This is a genomic window from Aciduliprofundum sp. MAR08-339 (genome assembly GCF_000327505.1).
Classification (GTDB): domain Archaea; phylum Thermoplasmatota; class Thermoplasmata; order Thermoplasmatales; family Aciduliprofundaceae; genus Aciduliprofundum.
Map to the genome: position 1 here is coordinate 467055 of NC_019942.1, position 17418 is coordinate 484472.

Sequence of the window (17418 nt, forward strand, 5' to 3'; positions counted from 1 at the left end):
CTTTTTTATTTTTTGAGCTCATTCAATATTTCCTTTGGATCCTTTTCTGTGAGGTAAGAAATTTCATCTTCGTTTAGATGCAAAATGCTCGTGTAGAGCCTTCTTACCCCCTCATCCTTATCATACAGGACTGAAAACTCCTGAATAACATTATCAAGAACCTCATTTTTTGAAGTGTGGTAAATCCTTCCCAGTTTCATTCCCAAACTATCGCGAATTCCTCGTACCTTCTTGCTCCTTGACATTTGAGATAACCATGATGGGAACTGATACCTGCGAGCATGCTGCTTGTACTTCTCTTCCTTACCAACACTAACGCCTGCAATCATATCCATGGCGTATGCCCATAGGGCGTACTGCTGCCTCCTTTTAACCCTCCCCAGATAAACATCCGCCCTGGACAGGTATTCGTAGGCTCTTACAAGATCCTCGGGCTTTGTGTACTCGAGAGGCATGTTTTCCTCAATCCAGAAAAGAACGTAGTCAGGAGTTTCGTCGAGATTGGTCAGGGCATTCTTGGCCTCCCAGAAATGCTCCGTGTGAAGCACTACCAGCGTGGATTTGTAAATTTCATTCTTAACATCTCTGTATCCCGTGGCCCCGAGGTCATCCTCAGTCAGAATCTTCTTCCCCTGGGCAAGTGCCTGCAGATCGTTTATGGCTGCACGCAGATCTCCTCCAGATCTACCAGCAATGTAGGCGAGGGCAGTGTCCTGGCATTTTATACCCTCAGCCATGCATATCCTTTTTAGAACCTTCATTATCTGGGCCCTGGTAAGGGCCTTGAACCTAATCACGTAGGCGAGGGACTTAAGCGCTTTGCCCCAGGTTCCGCTGAAGAGAGAGTAGTAATCATTACCTATGAGAATTATGGGCTGTCTTGTGTTCTTTATGGTTTCCGCTATTGCCTTCTTACCCCCGCGGTCTCCATCCTTCACACCCTCGTACAGGTTATCGGCCTCATCAAATATGATGAGCTTTCTGCCGCCCTTCTTTGAAGATATGAACTCTCCATCATCAGTGAATGTTTCATACACAGCACCACGAAGGGCTATCTCCTTTATCTTCTGCTCATTACGTATATCCGAGGCGTTGAGCTCTATAACTCCCCAACCCATCTCCTCGGCAAGAACCTTGGCCACCGTGGTCTTACCACATCCTGGTTTACCCACCAAAACCAAGGCTTTGTACCTGGGCTTACCCCTCTCCCAGTCCTGGGCCCATCTCAAAATTTCATTTATTGCCTTGTTGTTTCCCACAATGTCCCGAAAACGCCTGGGTCTGTACTTCTCAACCCAAGGAATGTCCATGAAATTAGCATGCGCAAATTCCTATTTAATATTTACAAAAAAAGAAAGAGGGTTTAAAGAATTCACTCTTCAGGAGACGGAAACTCAAGGTCCTCCTCACCCTTCAAAATTGCTTCAACCTCCCTCTCAATATCCCTTTCCAAACCATACTCTTCCCTTTTCTTGTGAGGTACCATTTCCATTACCTCCTCATTCTTGTATGCAAATATGAAAATATAAATCTTGCGGTACAATTATGTACAGAAATAATCACTATTCCTACAAACACTTAAATAAGAGTAAAACCATGCTTTTACCGTATGGACTTCTTCACCCTGGGCATAATACTGATAGTGTTCGGCTCCCTGCTCGTTCTGGCAGAGCTGGCAATACCGGGGTTTTTCATTGCCGTACCCGGGACCGTGCTGGTGATTTTGGGACTAGTGTACCTGTTCCTGGGAAACATAGGTGTTGTGCCAGCAGTGGTTATAACCCTTGCAACTGCCATAGTTGCGACGATTGGAGTCATGCTGTTTTACAGGGTTCTTGCAAAGCCCCAACTTCCCACAACGAGCACCATCGATCAGATGGTTGGTAAGAGGGGAATAGTTATAGCAAAAATTGAACCCAACAGCCTGAAGGGAAAGGTGAGGATAGACAGTGATGTCTGGAGTGCCACGGCCGATAGGGAAATAGATGTGGGAAAGAAAGTAGAGGTTGTTAAGGGTGAAGGGGTTCATCTGGTGGTAAGAGAGATAAAATGAGGTGAAAAATATGGATGGTGTATTGATAGGAGTGGCTATATTCATTGCCATAATAATAATTTACCTGCTAACCTCAGCGATAAGGATAATAAGGCCCTATGAGAGAGGAATATACATATTTCTTGGCAGGTTCAGGGGCGTGCTCAACCCGGGCCTAAATTTTGTCTGGCCGTTTTCGCAGGTAATAAGGATGGATATGAGAACCCAGACATGGGACGTACCAAAGCAGGAGGTCATAACCAGAGACAATTCGCCCACCGCCGTGGATGCCGTCATTTACATACGAGTGGTGGATGCAAAGAAGGCTTTCTTCGAGGTACAGGATTACAAACTCGCCACAATAAACCTTGCCAGAACCACATTGAGAAGCGTGATAGGCAATATGAACCTTGATGAGATTCTTTACAACAGAGAGCACATAAACACCCACCTGCGAGATATTCTGGACGAGGCCACGGATAAGTGGGGAGTCAAGGTTGAGGCAGTTGAGATAAAGGAGGTTGATCCAGCAGCCCGTGTGAAGCAGGCCATGGAAGCCCAAACGGCAGCGGAGAGGGAGAGAAGAGCGGCAATACTCAAGGCGGACGGTATAAAGCGCAGCCAGATTCTTGAGGCAGAGGGTAAGAAGAGAGCGAGAATTTTAGAGGCAGAGGGTAAGAGGCAGGCACAGATACTGGAGGCACAGGGTCTTAGGCTTGCAACCATACTCCAGGCGCAGGGTGAGGCTCAGAGGTACCGCATAATATCCCTTGGTTCTGCAGCACTCACATCCAAGGCTTTGAGCGTGATCTCTCTGGATACATTGACAAAGGTAGCAAACGGCCAAGCCACAAAGATAATATTCCCATTCGAAATATCAAAACTCATAGAGAGCACAGCAAAATACCTGGCTGGAGAGCAGAAAGAGGAACAGATCTCTCCACTATCCTACAGAGACATTGAGAGAATTGTGGGCAATGCAAAGGATATTCTGGGACCGATACCTTCATACGAGGAAATAGCCAGCGATCTGAAGAAGCAGAAGGAGAAGGAAGAGGAGGAGAAAAAACTGGATCTCAGCGAGGACGATGAGAAGAGACTATTCCAGCAGGACGAGGAGTAATTTGAAATCTTTTTATACCTTTTTCACATCACTTTTTATATAAGACTCTGGCTGGTGTGAAAAAATGGCAGTAAAAATATCCGCAGAATCGCTTAAGAAGGGCAAGGAGGTTGATATAACCTCACATGGAAACGCACCAAGAAATTTTAAAATCTCAATAAGGTACAACGAAACGTTTCAGAGGTTTGAGGTGTTCAGGCACTATTTCAGGACAAAAAAGAACGAGGTTGAATATCACAGCAAGAACCTGAAAGAGGTTGTGGATTACATAAAATCAATGTACGGCGTAGAATTCGAAGTTGATTAAAACCAGGAGTCCAGAGTTTTTACACCCTTCAGATCTATTTTTACCTCCTCCCCCATGCGGACTCGCTCTATGTACTCCTCCAAGGTTTCCTCATCTGCAAGGCGAGCACGTTTGATCTCGTACTCACACTCTGCACAGTAAAGAGCAAATGGATCGTGAAGTTTCTTGCCACAAATAAGACACCTGTTCTCCATCTAAGGAAGATATGGTACCAATAAATAAAGATTTTTGGGTATTTAAACTACCCTGCATCCACAAGATTTATGCGCCTAAAAACCCGAATTTTTCGCAATTTTGGAGCGTTTCTGTAGTGAACCTTCAACTCACCACTCTTGCCCTGAATAGTCACACTACCTATACTCTCCTCATGAATGCCCGCGTTGCTCACTATCTTCACAAGTTCCCACTCACTCAACTCGTTTTTCAGCTCAAATTTGAATTTGACCATACCAAATATGTCGCTCTTTTCCCTGTAATCCAGACGCTCTTTAATCCTGCCAGCCTGCCTTATCTCTATCCTTGGTATTTTCTTGCCTATGAACTCCTCTATTCTTCGGAAATACTCCATTTCTTCCCTGCTAACGAATGTTATAGCCTTGCCCCGGGCATCAAGCCTCCCCGTGCGACCTATACGATGCACATAATCCTTCGGATACTGGGGCACATCGTAATTCACAACATGGGTTATGCCATGCACATCAATGCCCCTGGCAGCCACGTCTGTGGAGATCAATATGTTTATCTTGCCCTGCTTGAAGGCATCCATTGTTCTGCTGCGAGACGCTTGACGCATATCCCCATGCAATGCAAAGGCCCTGAAACCGTACTTCTGCAGGATCTCTGCCACGCTCTTCGTGTTTCTCTTGGTGTTGCAGAAAACTAGATACTTTCCACCCTCATTTATTATGAGCGATGATAGTTTGGCTATCTTGTTTATCTCTCCCACCTCAACGTAGAACTGGGATACGTTCTCCGCAGTTATCTCATCGGCCGATAAAATTATCTTCTCAGGATTGCTCATATAATGTCTGGCAAGATTTATGATCTCCTGCGGCATGGTGGCGGAGAATAGCATCATCTGCTTCTCCCTGGGAGCCTTACTCAAAATCCAGCGAATGTCCTCTATGAATCCCATGTCCAGCATTCTGTCAGCCTCATCGAGCACAAAAATCTTTATTCTGCTCAGATCAAGATAACCTCTGCGCATGAGGTCCATTACCCTTCCCGGGGTACCTATAACCACGGAGGCGTGCTTGAGACCCCGTATCTGATTTTCCATGCTCACTCCCCCATAAATAACCACCGTACTCTTTCCGTGACCCTTGGCCAGAATCCTTGCCACCCTATCAACCTGCTGAGCAAGCTCCCTGGTGGGAACAAGCACTATTGCTTCCAACCCCCTGTTCAGCTTCTCAAATATGGGTATGAGAAAAGCAAGCGTCTTCCCCGAGCCCGTCTTGGACTGCACAATCAAATCCATTCCATCAATTGCAGGGCCTATAACGCTCTCCTGCACCTCTGTTGGTTCCTTAAAACCATGAAGTTCAAGGACCTTTTTTGTTCCAATGGAAATATCCATCTCGTCAAATTTCATACTTATCATCTCCTTTTAGCACTGGACAGCTGAAAAAACATCAGTGCTTTTCACCTGCCCCATTCCTTTCAGATACATACCCCAAGGGGTTATAGTATTTAAAAGGTTGGAATTTAGGGCACAAGCACCGCTGCAGCTACCACCGTGGTCCACTCACCGGGCCTCTCAACAACTGCCGTGGCCGTTGTATTTGAAGTGAGCAGAATCTTGTCGTTGAGTTTCCAAACCCCTTTTACCTCATCCCACTCCAGATGACTTTGCAATCCAAGAGTGGAGGCGAGCATCTCAGCAGCTAGATCCTCCGCGTAGTCTCCGGCAGTTTTGGCAGTTTCTCCAAAGCTATGATGCTCGCTCAGATAACCATAGCGACTTCTATCCTTTGGAACTGCAAGGCCCACTGAGGCTGCTATCATACGATTCAGCTCGTTGCTGGAATTTTTTGCCATCACCACAAAAACAATCTGCCCGGGCTTGAGGAGTTTCACACCCTCCTCTCTCGAGATCATATCTGCGTTTGGAGGGAAAATGGAACTCACCTCAACAAGGTTGAACTGCGCAATGCCAGCATCCCTCAATGCCCTCTCAAAGGATCCCAGTTTGCTCCTGTGCCTGCCCACTCCCTTTGTGAAGAATACCTTTGTGGGTACAAATCCAATCATCCTTTTCGCCTCGTTGCCATTGCAGTCACGAGAGATTCTTCGTCCACATACACCTCATCCTTCAACTCCACATATCCACGCACAAGAGGTTTCACATCATCTATGGCCTCCACCCTTATGAGTGTGGAGCGGTAGAAATCTGCATCTATGCTCCTATTTCCTGTCAGTTCCTCTATTCTACGGTAAATTATGTAATCCTCCGCAGCCAGCTCCAGATTTCCGCGCAGGGGATACACATTAAAATCTCTGAGCATATCAGTTAAGACGAAATTCATACTTAGCAACCTTTTCTCTATCTCGTACCATTTTTTCAGGGATGCTTCGAGATGAGTGAGTCCAAAATAACCCGCAGAACCTTTACCCTTGAGCCCAGAAACCGCACGGGATAAAAACAGAGTTATGCCCTCAATTGTCTCCACGGGATCGGTGATGAAAACATCAAATTTTCCACGGAGATCCAAATCTATGTCGTTCCGAACATCAAATTTCCTTACCTCAACAGGAAAGCCATATTCCCGGGCATTCTGATTTATGAAATCTATGAGCCTGTCATCTATCTCCAAAACCACAATTTTTCTGGGCAGGCCTGTAAGGGCCATACCGAGACTTATGAGGTCATCATCACCCACAACGAGAATATCCGCATTCTCAAGATCTCCACGCTCGTAGATGAATGCAATGCGGCGCATCACGTCCTCCTCTTTTATGTATCCCTGGTCGTAATCGGCCGTGGGCTTGGGCCTCTGGGATGTTATTTTCTTATATTCATCCAGAACCCCAAATGGATCCTCAACTATTCCCCGACCGTCACATCCAGGGCAGCGGGTATCATAATCCTTAAGATTCAAACTCTCCCGCTCTTCAATACCCATGGGAGTGAGATAAAGTATACCCCCTCTGCTCTCAACTAATCCATCATCCATAAGGATTTTTAGCGTTTCTACAAATTCGTTCAGATCCGAATCCACGAGTTTAATTAACTCCCACGGGCTCCTTTCTCTGCTTAGGTACCTCAATATTTGCTTCCTCGTTCTCAAATTCCACACCTCTCTCCAAGCGCACAAGATCCACACGGCTAGGGTTGAGCTTCTCCTTTATGTACTCATAGGCCAGATCCGCCTGCCGAGGGTCTCCACATGTGTATATGTCAAGCGTCACAAGCCCATATTCGGGCCATGTGTGAAAACTCAGATGTGATTCTGCTATCAAAACGATCCCGCTGGCACCCTCAGGGCGAAATTGATAATAATCAGAAGAGATCTTACTCAATTTTGCAAACTTAACTGCACCTTCAAAAATCTCCTTCATCCTTTCAACCCTAGCCAGGAGCGCTGGATCCACACCATACATGTCCGCTATGATGTGAATCCCGACAGCCATCTTCATCACCTTCCATCTTTTTTCACCTCCATGGAGTGTAAGTGATGGTGCTTAATAGCATTTCCTATTTGAAAGTTACGGCCCGAAGGGGGCTTCGCCCCCTCTCCACACCCTCTTAAGAGGGTTCATGCAAATTGTAAAATGCTCTTTGAACAACCTCGTTCATTGCCGGGTGAATGTGCATCGCGCGGTACATCGCTCCCGCCTGCTCGCGGGTGTACATTAAATTTATTATTTCCTGGATCAGCACGGAGGCTTGAGGTCCAACAATGGTGGCACCCAGAATCTGATATGTGTCCCTGTCCACAATCACCTTGACGAAGTAATCCTTCAGGCGCATCGCCTCCCCCATAGCCGTGTTCTCGTATCTGTACTCTCCAACGAGTATGTCGTGCTTCTTCCTCGCCTCTTCCTCCTTCATCCCCACACCAGCCACCTGGGGATGCGTGAAGATCGCATGGGGCACGGCGTGGTAATCCACTGGTGCATTGGCGTTTTTGAAGGCGTTGTAGTACACAATCTCGCTCTCGTAATTTGCCACATGCTTGAACAGATACTTCCCGTTGGCATCTCCGCAGGCCCATATGTTGTCCCCGGCCTTCAGGTACTCATCCGTCACTATCCACCCCTTGTTTGTTTTCACGCCGGTCTTTTCAAACAGTGTCTCCTTCCAGGGCGCACGACCCGCGGCGATCATTATTTCATCGGCCTTGATTTCTATGGTTTCTCCATCCTTATTTTCCGCCACCACGATTTTCTTGCCCATTCCCCTGCGAACCTCCTTCGCTTTATAGCCAAGGTGAAAGTTAATAATGGAGGATAGTTCTCTGCGCACCAGAGCACGGGCATCCTTTTCCTCAGTCATTATTATATCAGGGAGCATCTCTATAATGTGCACTTCAGTGCCGAATCTTGCCATAAAATGTCCGAGTTCAAGGGCCACGTAACCGCCACCAACAATGGCTATGCTCTTGGGCAATTTTTTGAGGGAGTAGAAGAACTCTCGGTTCGTTATGTACCCCACATCATCCAGCCCCTCTATGGGCGGAATGAAGGATTTTGATCCGTTGCAGAGAAGCAGCATATCTCCGTATATTTCTTTGCCCCCCACATCTATCTCGTGATCGCCAACGAAAACCCCCGTAGTTTCATAGTAATCCAGCCGGGGATGACTACGCAAACTTTGGGCGATCATCCTGCTCTCCCTATCCACATCCTCCTGAACCCTCCTTAAAAGTGCATTTCCATCCATGCTGCGAATCCTTGTATCGATGAAAAATTCCCTGGCACGATTTATATCCGCCACGAGTTCTGCAGGGTAAGCGAGCATCTTGCTGGGTATGCAGCCCCTGGTGAGACATATACCACCTGCTTTATCATTCTCTATCACAGCAACCTTTAACCTTGGATTGTTTAGAAGAGCAGAAACGATGTTCATCGCACTTCCAGTGCCAAAGGCTATGATGTCATACTCTTTCATATCTGGGAAAAAATAATGGAGATTATTTAATTTTACTGCACGAAAATGTATAATGAAATCACATACGCAAAAATATATATTTGCGAAAAACAATATCCTCCATATGCCAGCAAGTAGGATAAAGGTAATTTCGGACATAGGGGATCTGGTCTCGGTTTTTCACGCCTGTGATTCTGAGGTAAAGAAGAGGGTGTTTATGGAGATCACAAAGAAATGGTGCACCTTGGAGGAGATCGAGGAAAAATACGGGGAAGAGGGTGTTGAGGCCCTGAAGTATCTTGAAAAAATCAAACTTGTTGAGACCCAATGGGTCACGGGCGCCGAAGGCGTGAAAAAGGCGTACCACACCTATTACGATTTGTTTCAGATAAACCTCTCACTCCCTATTCTTGAAGCTGCCGAGGTCATATGGGTAGTCACCATGGGGGAGGAGGAGTTCAAAAAATGGGAAAAGAAAATCATAGAAATAATAGGCCCTGAAAAGAGCATATTCCTTGGGGACCTTGTGGAAAGGCTGGGAATAAGTCAGATCATGCTTCGGGGGCTTATAAGGAGAAGCACAAAAATAGATATACGGGGTATGCGTGTGGAGGTTGTGCGATGATCTTTGAATACTTCCACGCATGGGACGAGGAGAAACTCGGACTTGCGGGAGGTATATTCTTCGTGCTTCTGGGAGTATTTGCATACCTGATTTACATCCTAAAGCCACCAATTGAAATAATTATTCTGGCAGTATTGATAGTCGTTTTCTCGGCGCTAACATCCCTGTTTTTCCAACTACCGAGGGTCAGGGGAATCAAGCCAGGGGTGAGTACATTCGTGGGAGGCATAACCCTCGGACTTTCAATAATATTCTGGGGATATCTTCTATTTCTAATTCCTCCGGAGAGATGGACAAAGATGGGAGAGTTCGCAGGACTAACAATGGGTCTTCTGATCTCAGCATTTTTCGGGTTTGGATTTCTTATTCTTGCATTGACACCTCCAGAGAGCAACCCGATCGTGCCAGATAAAAAAGGCAAAACGATCAAGAGAGGAGTGAAAGAATTTAAGGAAGATGATGATTTTATCGATCGCCTATGATAACGGTGTTGAGAATAGGACACAGGCCCCAGAGGGATAAGAGAATAACCACCCATGTGGCCTTGGTGGCCCGGGCATTTGGCGCTGATGAGATCATAATAACAACCCTGGACAGGAAGGTTGAAGAAACTGTCAGGGATGTTACAGATAGGTTTGGCGGTAATTTCAGAATTCGTTCTGGTGTGCCCATGAGAAAAGTGCTGCGCGAGTTTGATGGAATTATTGTGCACCTTACCATGTACGGGATTCCGGTGGATGATGCGGTGAAGAGAATTCCGAAAAACGAGAATATGCTGATAGTAGTGGGTGCTGAGAAAGTACCACGAGAAGTTTACGATTTTGCAGATTTCAACGTTGCTGTTGGAAATCAGCCACACAGCGAGGTGGCAGCCCTCGCAATATTCCTTGACAGATATTTTGAGGGAAGAGAACTGCAAAAGGATTTTCCCAATGCAAAGGTAAGGATCGTGCCTCAAGAGAGGGGCAAGAAGGCGATTCGCCTGGAGTGATGTTTTATCTTTTTTGATAGCCAGAAGGAACAATTTAAATATTTGCACGGGGAAAGGTGCATGCAATTAAGAATCACGCTGACCCCACCCATTACTTTTTTCTTTGAAAAAATTTATTAATCGTGGCTCACTTTTCCATTTGTGGATAAAATAAGATGTGGCTGCAGAAGCATCGATTCTATGCTAAATGGAGGTTTTGAAAGGGGATGCATCACGGAAATATACGGAGAGGCGGGAAGTGGAAAGACCAACATATGTCTCTCAACGGCCATAAACACTGCCCGCCAAGGATACTACGTGATATACATAGACACCGAGGGTGTGTCCATGGAGAGGTTTGAACAACTGGGAGGAGATGAAGAACTTTCAAAAAAAATTCTCTTTTACAAGGTTTACAAATTCTCCCAGCAGGGAGAGATCATTGAGAGAGCCATAAACCTTGTTGAGAAAAGAAACGATATTGCCCTCCTCATCGTTGATTCAATGACCGAATTTTACAGGGCAGAGAGGGGCGTGGAGGAGGATCTTTCATCAAGAAAGAGAAGCAGTCTCGCATGGCAGTTGAGCATGTTGAACAGTGTGGCAAGAAGGAAAAACTTGGCTGTTCTCATAACAAACCAGGTGTATATGGATACCACAACAAGAGAGATCAAACCCATTGGAGGACATACACTGCACCACAATGCAAAGACAATAATATTTCTCAAAAAGATTGGTAATGGGTTCAGAGAGGCCGTACTTGTAAAGCACCGTTCCCTGCCAGAGGGCCTACTTGCAAGATTCGTGATAAGGGGTGATGGCCTCTATCCCGTGGATGAAAAGGAATAAATACTCCCTGTGCAATTTCTCGGTGGGTAAAAATGGGTGTAAACCTATCGGATATTGTTACGGCGCACGAGATTTCGCTAAAGGATCTCAAGGGAAGGGTTATAGCCATAGACGCCTACAATTCCCTCTATCAATTTTTAAGCATAATTAGGCAGCCCGATGGCACACCACTAAGAGATTCCAGGGGGCGGGTCACATCCCACCTATCTGGCCTGCTCTACAGAACGGCCAACTACATGGCTGAGGGAATCAAGCCCGTATATGTTTTTGATGGCAGACCTCCAGAACTGAAAATGAGAACAATTCAGGAGAGAATGCACGTCAGAACCCGTGCCCTAGAAGAGTGGGAAGAGGCCCTAGAGCGGGGGGATCTGGAAGAGGCCAGAACAAGGGCACAGCAAGCCTCATTTCTCACGAGAGATATGGTTGATGAGGCAAAAAAATTGCTGGACCACATGGGTGTACCGTGGGTTCAGGCACCCAGTGAAGGGGAGGCACAGGCGGCTTTTATGGCTCAACGGGGTGATGCGTACGCCTCCGCATCCCAGGACTTCGATTCACTGCTCTTCGGCACTCCGCGCCTCGTGCGTAACATGGCCATAACGGGAAAGAGGAAGTTGCCCAGAAAAAGGGTTTATGTGGAGGTAAAACCAGAAATGCTCGTTCTAAACGAAACCTTGAAGAATTTGGAAATAACAAGAGAGCAACTTGTGGATATAGGAATTCTGGTGGGTACAGATTTCAATCCGGGAATTAAGGGAATAGGCCCAAAAACAGCACTGAAACTCATAAAGAAATTCGGATCCCTGGAGAGGGTTATGGATGAGAAGGGCATCGTGATTGAAAATTATGAGGAAATACGCAATATTTTCCTGAACCCCCCTGTAACAAATGAATACAAATTGCAGTGGATGTGGCTGGATGAGCAAAAATTGCTTGAGTTTCTCTGCGAAGAGCACGATTTCAGCAGGGAGAGAGTTCTGAGCGCCGTTGAAAAGATAAAAATGTTCAAAAAGTACAGAGAGCAGAGAAGTCTGGACGCTTGGTTTTAGGCTTTTCTCTGCGGAAAAATTTTATAGGTTGGAAGATATTACTGATTTGGTGATGAAAAATGGCAATTGGATTTGTGTTGATAAGCACCGCGCCCGGTAAGGAGCACGAAGTTTACAATGAACTCAAGAAAATTCCCGAGATCATCGAACTTCACCCACTCTTCGGAGAGTTTGATCTCATAGCCAAACTCGAAACAAAGGACTTTAACCAGCTGGGTGAGATAGTCGTAGAAAAAATAAGGATGATAGAGGGAGTCATAGACACCAAAACGCTCACAGGGATAAAGTTCTAAACAGGTGATAACAATGTACTGGGACTGGACACTGTTCCTTGAGATTATTCTATCCCTCGTTGCTCTGACCTTCCTTATATTGGGGGCACTGACTGCATACTTCGGAAGCGGGAAGAGCAGGGCTGCAGGCATAACCCTATTCATAGTGGGCATTATAATACCCATAATAATGTACTTTGTAAAATGGAGGTGCCAGGCAGGTTACTTCACAAACAACATACTGGTTCCGGGGCTCCTCTACATCGGTGGAGCGCTGATAGGCATAATTATAGGATTTCTGGTGTTCCTGGGAATAATAATGAAGACCTAAAATTTTTATATTCTTTTTCCATCTCTTTTTATGGGAGTTTGTATTCTTCTGGGAAGCAAGAGTGATCTGGAAAAGGCAGAGAGGGCCTTTGATATTTTCAAAGAATTCAATGTGGATTTTGATGTGCACATAGCCTCAGCCCACAGAACGCCAGATAGGGTGAAGGAAATTGTGGAAAATTCAAAGCATGACGTTTTCCTAGTCTTTGCAGGACTCTCCGCCGCCCTGCCAGGTGTCGTGGCCGCACTAACCACAAAGCCGGTCATAGGAGTACCACTCTCGGGCAGGGTACCCTTTGATTCCCTTCTCAGCATGGTTCAGATGCCAAAGGGTGTGCCCGTTGCCGTGGTCGGTGTGGACAATGTGGTAAATGGAGCACTCATGTGCATTCAAATCTTGGGTGTGAGGGATAGGGATATGCGTAAGAAAATTGAGAAGTACAGAGAAAGTATGAGAGAGAAGGTTGCCAAGGATGATGAGGAGGTTCGTAAATATGTTCAGAGCAGATAAATTTGTGGAGGAGAAGGTGAAAGAACTAAAAAACACAATAAAAGGTAAGGCCATAATCGCCTGCTCAGGCGGGGTGGACAGCACCACTGCGGCCGTGCTCACACAGATGGCCATAGGAGATGCGCTTCTGGCCGTATTTGTTGATACGGGGTTTATGCGTGAAAACGAGGCAAAAAACATAGAGGCTCTATTCTCAAAATTGAAATTCAATTACAGAATAGTGGACGCATCCAGAGAGTTCATAGATGCTTTGAGATATGTGGAAGATCCGGAGAAGAAGAGAAAGATCATAGGGGCAAAATTCATAGAGGTTTTTGAAAGGGAGGCAAAAAATTTCGGGGCAGAGTATCTCATACAGGGCACAATTGCACCGGACTGGATTGAAAGTGGCGGAGGATTGCGCGATACCATAAAATCACACCACAACGTTGGGGGATTGCCAGAGAGAATGAACCTCAAACTTGTAGAACCTTTACGCGATTTGTACAAGGATGAGGTCCGCGAGATTGCAGAGTACCTGAACCTTGACATCAAGGAGAGACAGCCATTTCCGGGACCCGGACTTGCAATACGCATAATTGGGCCCGTGGATGAGGAGAAGTTAAGAATTGTGCGCAGAGCAAACGCTATTGTGGAGGAGGAGGTTGAAAAACAATATCCCTTTGAGATGAGACCGTGGCAGTACTTTGCCGTTCTTCTTCCCATTCGCTCAGTGGGTGTGCATGGGGACAAGAGAGCCTACGGATACACGGTAGCAGTCCGCATGGTTGATAGCCTTGATGGAATGAGTGCCGCCTATTTCCGCGCAGAGCATAATTTATTGGACAGGATAGCCACAAGAATTACAACTGAGATAAAAGAGGTGAATCGTGTTGTCTATGACATAACAAACAAACCTCCGGCCACTATTGAGTGGGAATAGAATTAAGAAAATCAACAGCCACGTCCACCTTCTCCTTTATTTCTTCCCTGCGCTTTATTTTTATTATGAGGAACATGGGCGTGAGTTTCATCCCCCGGGGAGATTTTACGCTCTCCACCCCTTTTTCGTGAAATATGCTTATCTTCACTTCCGGTCTGAATGTGGCCAGCATGGTATAACCTCTATACTCAAATTTGAGGGCATCTCCATAATCCACAGCGTTAAAAATATGCCTGATCTCTTCACGAATTCTCCTCTTCTGCGTTCCCTTGGAGATTATCAGGTAAACCATCCAGGCGATGAGAAATACAGCAAAGAGGACGATGAGGTAGAGATAGATGAGAGCGTCCATTGGGGTTATAAGGGAGAATTTTTATAAGATTGTTTCCATGCGTAGATGCCCACTAGCCATGCACCCTCCGACCCATGAGGAGGGAACCACACGGTGGGCTAAATTTTTATACCACCATCCCCTTATTTCTCCAATGATTCCATACAGCATAGATTTCAACGCACTATCCAAAAAAATAAGGAATATGGGGTTTTCCAAGATCCTTTTGCAGCTGCCAGAGGGGATGCAGATATACGCACAGGAAATAGCGGATATGCTGGATGATTTTGAGGTTTTGATATACGCAAATCCGTGCTACGGAGCATGCGATGTGGAAACATATGAGGGAATGCTCACTGTGCAATTTGGACACAGCAGGATACCGAACATAAATTATCCAGAAAATGTGATTTTTGTTGAATCCTTCTCCAGCGCTTCCTTTGAAAATGTGCTTGATTCCTTTGCCCGAAGTACATCTTGCAGAAAAATAGGAATTGTGGCTTCAATTCAGCATGTAAAGGCAATTGAAACTGCAAAGAGATTCCTTGAAGACAGGGGTTTTATGGTTAGAGTTGGTCGCGGGGATTCCCGCATAACCTATCCCGGGCAGGTTTTGGGTTGCAATTTCTCAGCGGCCAGAGAGGTCGGAGATGTGGACTGTTTTGTGTTTCTTGGCACGGGCGAATTTCACGGATTGGGTGTGAAAATTGCAACAGGCAAGGATGTTTATGTTCTTGATCCATATTCGGACAGAATAACGGAAATCGATACCGATAAGTTCATAAGGCAGAGGTATGCGGCCATAGCTAGGGCAAGAGATGCCGAGAAGTTCGGAATAATTCTAAGCACAAAGATTGGTCAGAGGAGGTGGAAACTTGCAAAAATGGTTGCTAAGGAGATTGAGATTTCTGGAAGGCGGGCCTATTTCATAATGACAAACAACATCGTGCCCGAGCGGTTCTACTACAAGGTGGATGCCTATGTGAACACGGCATGTCCAAGAATTACCTACGACGATTTTTCAAGATTCAACAAAGTGGTATTAACACCCATGGAGGCCCTAATGGCCATTGGAAAGAGAAGTATGGAAAACTTACCCTTCGACGAGATCGTGGAGGTGGATTGATGAAGGTGGAGAATGAAGGGGATAAGGAGACATTCAAATTCAATGCATTCAAAAAACTGGTGGTGGATAAAAAGAGTGGAGATATTGAGTACTGGGGCGGAAGAATATCAAGGGGAGAGATTCGTGGCTACTGGAAAAATCACCACCCAAAGGGGAGAAAAATCGTGTATTACGTGATGCTCCTCACACCCACCAGAATTCACAAAATCACTCCCGAGACTGAGAATGAGGATGCTGTGGATAAAATTCTAAAATTTTTAGAGAAGCACATACCTCTGGAGGTGAATAAATGAGGGAAGAACTTAAAAAAATTGCCGATTTCTCGTATCTGAAAGCCCTGGGACCCGGATCAAGGATAAACATAGAATGGGTTCGGAGTGTTATGAGGGATTTGAACATAGCTGATGAGAGCATTGAGAAACTCTACCAACTAAACGCACCCATAAGCCGGGAGGTGTGGTACTATGTATTCCTGAGATTTTACGAAGAGAGGAGACTTCACTCTTTTCTCAACATACTCAACGAGATCCTGAATCTTGGTGGTTTACCCATGTTCAAGGATGACCTTCAAAAATTGGGAGTGTACTATGAGGAGGGTTCCTTCAAAAAGAAAATTTTCAAAATCGTGGTTCTCGTATCTGGTAGAGGTACAAACCTTCAGGCAATAATAGATGCAGTGAGGGGCGGAAAGTTGCATGTGGAGATTGTGGCCGTCATATCCAGCAAGAAGAATGCCTATGCGCTAAAACGTGCAGAGGCAAACGGAATAGAAGCCATAACACTTACACCAAAAAAGGGAGAGAAAAGGGAGAGTTACGATAGAAGACTTGCAGAAATTATTGATAACTTCACGCCGGATCTCATAGTTCTGGCAGGATTTCTGAGAATTCTCAGTCCCTGGTTTGTTAGAAAGTACAAAAACAGGATAATAAACATACATCCTGCCCTACTTCCAAGTTTTGGAGGTTTGTATGGGGAGAAGGTGCACAAGGCAGTCATAGATTACGGATGCAAGGTCTCCGGTTGCACCGTGCATTTTGTGGACGAGGAGGTCGATCATGGCCCCATAATCGTGCAGAAGTGTGTTGAGGTGAAGGACGACGATTCTCCTGAAACTCTTGCAGCAAGGGTTCTTAAAAGAGAGCACGAGGCCCTGGTTGAGGCGATAAAATTAATTTCCACAAATTCAATAAAAATTGAGGGTAGGAGAGTGGTAAGAACCTAGGCTATTTCTTTGAATTTGCGTATATTATCCTCCACATTTCCCCTGAATATGGCGCTTGCGGCCACAAGTATATCCGCTCCAGCATCGATTATCCTCTTTGCGTTGTGCTGCTTTACACCCCCGTCCACCGCTATTTTAACTTCAAGACTCTCTGAATCTATGTATTCCCTGGCCTCTCTTATTTTATCAAGAGTGTCCTCTATGAAACTCTGGCCGGAGAAGCCAGGGTGCACGCTCATTATGAGAATGTATTCCACCCGATCCATGTAATCCTTCACTCTTTCAAAGGGCGTTTCCGGATTTATAGCAATACCCGCCTCCGCCCCATAATTGTGTATTTTACGCAGCACATTCTTTATGGAAATTTTGATCTCCCTGTGTACGGTTATTATGTCACTCCCCGCATTTACAAAATCCTTAATGTATTTGTCAGGACGCTCGATCATAAGATGTGCATCAAAGGGCAACTTTGTACATTTCCTTATGCTCTTTATCACCACCGGCCCGAATGTTATGTTGGGTACAAAATGCCCGTCCATAACGTCCAGATGCAGCATATCGGCTCCGCCCTTCTCACAGAATTTGATCTCATCGCACAATCTTGAAAAATCTGCTGACAGTATTGAAGGTGATATCTTTACCATGGCTGCC

24 protein-coding genes are annotated in these 17418 nt (G+C 45.7%); 15 read left to right on the plus strand and 9 right to left on the minus strand.

What is annotated here, in order from left to right; all coding sequences use genetic code 11:
* Positions 1–5: 5 nt before the first annotated feature.
* A complete protein-coding gene (locus tag ACIM339_RS02590) occupies positions 6–1310 on the minus strand; it encodes a replication factor C large subunit (protein ID WP_015283048.1) in 1305 nt (434 codons plus the stop codon).
* A 299-nt stretch (positions 1311–1609) separates the two neighbouring features.
* Between ACIM339_RS02590 and ACIM339_RS02595 the strand changes: the two genes are divergently transcribed.
* From ACIM339_RS02595 to ACIM339_RS02605, 3 genes are all read left to right on the plus strand, one after another.
* Positions 1610–2053, plus strand: a complete 444-nt coding sequence (locus tag ACIM339_RS02595; RefSeq protein WP_015283050.1) for an NfeD family protein — start codon at positions 1610–1612, stop codon at positions 2051–2053.
* A 10-nt stretch (positions 2054–2063) separates the two neighbouring features.
* Positions 2064–3155: an SPFH domain-containing protein gene (locus tag ACIM339_RS02600; RefSeq protein WP_015283051.1), complete on the plus strand. Its 1092-nt coding sequence runs from the start codon at positions 2064–2066 to the stop codon at positions 3153–3155.
* 64 nt (positions 3156–3219) lie between these two features.
* Positions 3220–3462 (plus strand): hypothetical protein, encoded by a 243-nt coding sequence (locus ACIM339_RS02605; RefSeq protein WP_015283052.1) that lies wholly within the window; start codon positions 3220–3222, stop codon positions 3460–3462.
* Here the strand turns inward: ACIM339_RS02605 and ACIM339_RS02610 are convergent.
* From ACIM339_RS02610 to ACIM339_RS02635, 6 genes are all read right to left on the minus strand, one after another.
* A complete protein-coding gene (locus ACIM339_RS02610) occupies positions 3459–3656 on the minus strand; it encodes a hypothetical protein (RefSeq protein WP_015283053.1) in 198 nt (65 codons plus the stop codon). The genes ACIM339_RS02605 and ACIM339_RS02610 overlap by 4 nt on opposite strands.
* Positions 3657–3703: 47 nt before the next feature.
* A complete protein-coding gene (locus ACIM339_RS02615; protein WP_015283054.1) occupies positions 3704–5056 on the minus strand; it encodes a DEAD/DEAH box helicase in 1353 nt (450 codons plus the stop codon).
* A 113-nt stretch (positions 5057–5169) separates the two neighbouring features.
* On the minus strand, positions 5170–5715 hold the full coding sequence (locus tag ACIM339_RS02620) for a pyruvoyl-dependent arginine decarboxylase (RefSeq protein WP_015283055.1): 546 nt from the start codon (positions 5713–5715) through the stop codon (positions 5170–5172).
* A complete protein-coding gene (locus tag ACIM339_RS02625) occupies positions 5712–6752 on the minus strand; it encodes a bis-aminopropyl spermidine synthase family protein (RefSeq protein ID WP_162007676.1) in 1041 nt (346 codons plus the stop codon). The genes ACIM339_RS02620 and ACIM339_RS02625 overlap by 4 nt, the downstream gene beginning before the upstream one ends.
* Positions 6688–7101, minus strand: coding sequence for an adenosylmethionine decarboxylase (speD, locus tag ACIM339_RS02630; protein WP_015283057.1), 414 nt, complete (start codon positions 7099–7101; stop codon positions 6688–6690). Before speD ends, ACIM339_RS02625 begins: the two co-directional genes overlap by 65 nt.
* A gap of 109 nt (positions 7102–7210) precedes the next feature.
* Positions 7211–8575 carry a dihydrolipoyl dehydrogenase gene (locus tag ACIM339_RS02635; protein WP_015283058.1) on the minus strand — a complete coding sequence of 455 codons (1365 nt, stop codon included), beginning with the start codon at positions 8573–8575 and terminating at the stop codon, positions 7211–7213.
* Between the two features lie 103 nt (positions 8576–8678).
* Here ACIM339_RS02635 and ACIM339_RS02640 point away from each other — a divergent pair, with 103 nt between their 5' ends.
* The 9 genes from ACIM339_RS02640 (at position 8679) to guaA (ending at position 14085) form a co-directional block, all read left to right on the plus strand.
* Complete coding sequence (locus ACIM339_RS02640) at positions 8679–9179, plus strand: ArsR family transcriptional regulator (protein WP_048103988.1); 501 nt, start codon at positions 8679–8681, stop codon at positions 9177–9179.
* The gene (locus ACIM339_RS02645) at positions 9176–9661 is read left to right on the plus strand and encodes a hypothetical protein (protein ID WP_015283060.1); all 486 of its coding nucleotides are present in this window, start codon (positions 9176–9178) and stop codon (positions 9659–9661) included. Before ACIM339_RS02640 ends, ACIM339_RS02645 begins: the two co-directional genes overlap by 4 nt.
* On the plus strand, positions 9658–10170 hold the full coding sequence (locus ACIM339_RS02650; RefSeq protein ID WP_015283061.1) for a tRNA (cytidine(56)-2'-O)-methyltransferase: 513 nt from the start codon (positions 9658–9660) through the stop codon (positions 10168–10170). The genes ACIM339_RS02645 and ACIM339_RS02650 overlap by 4 nt, the downstream gene beginning before the upstream one ends.
* A gap of 141 nt (positions 10171–10311) precedes the next feature.
* Positions 10312–10998, plus strand: a complete 687-nt coding sequence (radB, locus tag ACIM339_RS02655) for a DNA repair and recombination protein RadB (protein ID WP_083872008.1) — start codon at positions 10312–10314, stop codon at positions 10996–10998.
* A gap of 32 nt (positions 10999–11030) precedes the next feature.
* On the plus strand, positions 11031–12050 hold the full coding sequence (gene fen, locus ACIM339_RS02660) for a flap endonuclease-1 (protein ID WP_015283063.1): 1020 nt from the start codon (positions 11031–11033) through the stop codon (positions 12048–12050).
* Between the two features lie 59 nt (positions 12051–12109).
* Complete coding sequence (locus tag ACIM339_RS02665; protein ID WP_015283064.1) at positions 12110–12343, plus strand: Lrp/AsnC ligand binding domain-containing protein; 234 nt, start codon at positions 12110–12112, stop codon at positions 12341–12343.
* 13 nt (positions 12344–12356) lie between these two features.
* A complete protein-coding gene (locus ACIM339_RS02670; protein WP_015283065.1) occupies positions 12357–12653 on the plus strand; it encodes a hypothetical protein in 297 nt (98 codons plus the stop codon).
* A 30-nt stretch (positions 12654–12683) separates the two neighbouring features.
* Positions 12684–13163, plus strand: a complete 480-nt coding sequence (gene purE, locus ACIM339_RS02675) for a 5-(carboxyamino)imidazole ribonucleotide mutase (protein ID WP_015283066.1) — start codon at positions 12684–12686, stop codon at positions 13161–13163.
* Entirely contained in the window at positions 13147–14085 is a 939-nt protein-coding gene (gene guaA / locus ACIM339_RS02680) for a glutamine-hydrolyzing GMP synthase (protein ID WP_015283067.1), read from the plus strand. The genes purE and guaA overlap by 17 nt, the downstream gene beginning before the upstream one ends.
* Here guaA and ACIM339_RS02685 read toward each other — a convergent pair.
* The gene (locus tag ACIM339_RS02685) at positions 14069–14437 is read right to left on the minus strand and encodes a hypothetical protein (RefSeq protein ID WP_015283068.1); all 369 of its coding nucleotides are present in this window, start codon (positions 14435–14437) and stop codon (positions 14069–14071) included. The two genes, guaA and ACIM339_RS02685, sit on opposite strands and share 17 nt — an antisense overlap.
* 133 nt (positions 14438–14570) lie before the next feature.
* On the opposite strand from ACIM339_RS02685, the gene dph2 reads away from it, so the two are divergent.
* From dph2 to purN, 3 genes are read left to right on the plus strand one after another with little or no spacing between them, the layout of a single operon-like run.
* On the plus strand, positions 14571–15542 hold the full coding sequence (gene dph2, locus ACIM339_RS02690; protein ID WP_015283069.1) for a diphthamide biosynthesis enzyme Dph2: 972 nt from the start codon (positions 14571–14573) through the stop codon (positions 15540–15542).
* The gene (locus ACIM339_RS02695) at positions 15542–15835 is read left to right on the plus strand and encodes a hypothetical protein (RefSeq protein WP_015283070.1); all 294 of its coding nucleotides are present in this window, start codon (positions 15542–15544) and stop codon (positions 15833–15835) included. Before dph2 ends, ACIM339_RS02695 begins: the two co-directional genes overlap by 1 nt.
* Positions 15832–16767 (plus strand): phosphoribosylglycinamide formyltransferase, encoded by a 936-nt coding sequence (gene purN / locus ACIM339_RS02700; protein WP_015283071.1) that lies wholly within the window; start codon positions 15832–15834, stop codon positions 16765–16767. Before ACIM339_RS02695 ends, purN begins: the two co-directional genes overlap by 4 nt.
* Here the strand turns inward: purN and rpe are convergent.
* Positions 16764–17411: a ribulose-phosphate 3-epimerase gene (gene rpe / locus ACIM339_RS02705; protein WP_015283072.1), complete on the minus strand. Its 648-nt coding sequence runs from the start codon at positions 17409–17411 to the stop codon at positions 16764–16766. The two genes, purN and rpe, sit on opposite strands and share 4 nt — an antisense overlap.
* Between the last annotated feature and the right edge of the window lie 7 nt (positions 17412–17418).

Excerpts from the sequence above, each read along its gene's own strand:
- ACIM339_RS02645 (WP_015283060.1), top strand. The coding sequence starts at position 9,176 with ATGATCTTTGAATACTTCCACGCATGGGACGAGGAGAAACTCGGACTT.
- ACIM339_RS02600 (WP_015283051.1), top strand. The coding sequence starts at position 2,064 with ATGGATGGTGTATTGATAGGAGTGGCTATATTCATTGCCATAATAATA.
- ACIM339_RS02695 (WP_015283070.1), top strand. The coding sequence starts at position 15,542 with ATGAAGGTGGAGAATGAAGGGGATAAGGAGACATTCAAATTCAATGCA.
- guaA (WP_015283067.1), top strand. The coding sequence starts at position 13,147 with ATGTTCAGAGCAGATAAATTTGTGGAGGAGAAGGTGAAAGAACTAAAA.
- dph2 (WP_015283069.1), top strand. The coding sequence starts at position 14,571 with ATGATTCCATACAGCATAGATTTCAACGCACTATCCAAAAAAATAAGG.
- ACIM339_RS02670 (WP_015283065.1), top strand. The coding sequence starts at position 12,357 with ATGTACTGGGACTGGACACTGTTCCTTGAGATTATTCTATCCCTCGTT.
- ACIM339_RS02595 (WP_015283050.1), top strand. The coding sequence starts at position 1,610 with ATGGACTTCTTCACCCTGGGCATAATACTGATAGTGTTCGGCTCCCTG.
- ACIM339_RS02620 (WP_015283055.1), bottom strand. The coding sequence starts at position 5,715 with ATGATTGGATTTGTACCCACAAAGGTATTCTTCACAAAGGGAGTGGGC.
- ACIM339_RS02635 (WP_015283058.1), bottom strand. The coding sequence starts at position 8,575 with ATGAAAGAGTATGACATCATAGCCTTTGGCACTGGAAGTGCGATGAAC.
- speD (WP_015283057.1), bottom strand. The coding sequence starts at position 7,101 with ATGAAGATGGCTGTCGGGATTCACATCATAGCGGACATGTATGGTGTG.
- ACIM339_RS02590 (WP_015283048.1), bottom strand. The coding sequence starts at position 1,310 with ATGGACATTCCTTGGGTTGAGAAGTACAGACCCAGGCGTTTTCGGGAC.
- purN (WP_015283071.1), top strand. The coding sequence starts at position 15,832 with ATGAGGGAAGAACTTAAAAAAATTGCCGATTTCTCGTATCTGAAAGCC.
- ACIM339_RS02665 (WP_015283064.1), top strand. The coding sequence starts at position 12,110 with ATGGCAATTGGATTTGTGTTGATAAGCACCGCGCCCGGTAAGGAGCAC.
- ACIM339_RS02605 (WP_015283052.1), top strand. The coding sequence starts at position 3,220 with ATGGCAGTAAAAATATCCGCAGAATCGCTTAAGAAGGGCAAGGAGGTT.
- ACIM339_RS02610 (WP_015283053.1), bottom strand. The coding sequence starts at position 3,656 with ATGGAGAACAGGTGTCTTATTTGTGGCAAGAAACTTCACGATCCATTT.
- fen (WP_015283063.1), top strand. The coding sequence starts at position 11,031 with ATGGGTGTAAACCTATCGGATATTGTTACGGCGCACGAGATTTCGCTA.
- ACIM339_RS02615 (WP_015283054.1), bottom strand. The coding sequence starts at position 5,056 with ATGAAATTTGACGAGATGGATATTTCCATTGGAACAAAAAAGGTCCTT.
- ACIM339_RS02685 (WP_015283068.1), bottom strand. The coding sequence starts at position 14,437 with ATGGACGCTCTCATCTATCTCTACCTCATCGTCCTCTTTGCTGTATTT.
- purE (WP_015283066.1), top strand. The coding sequence starts at position 12,684 with ATGGGAGTTTGTATTCTTCTGGGAAGCAAGAGTGATCTGGAAAAGGCA.
- rpe (WP_015283072.1), bottom strand. The coding sequence starts at position 17,411 with ATGGTAAAGATATCACCTTCAATACTGTCAGCAGATTTTTCAAGATTG.
- ACIM339_RS02640 (WP_048103988.1), top strand. The coding sequence starts at position 8,679 with ATGCCAGCAAGTAGGATAAAGGTAATTTCGGACATAGGGGATCTGGTC.
- ACIM339_RS02650 (WP_015283061.1), top strand. The coding sequence starts at position 9,658 with ATGATAACGGTGTTGAGAATAGGACACAGGCCCCAGAGGGATAAGAGA.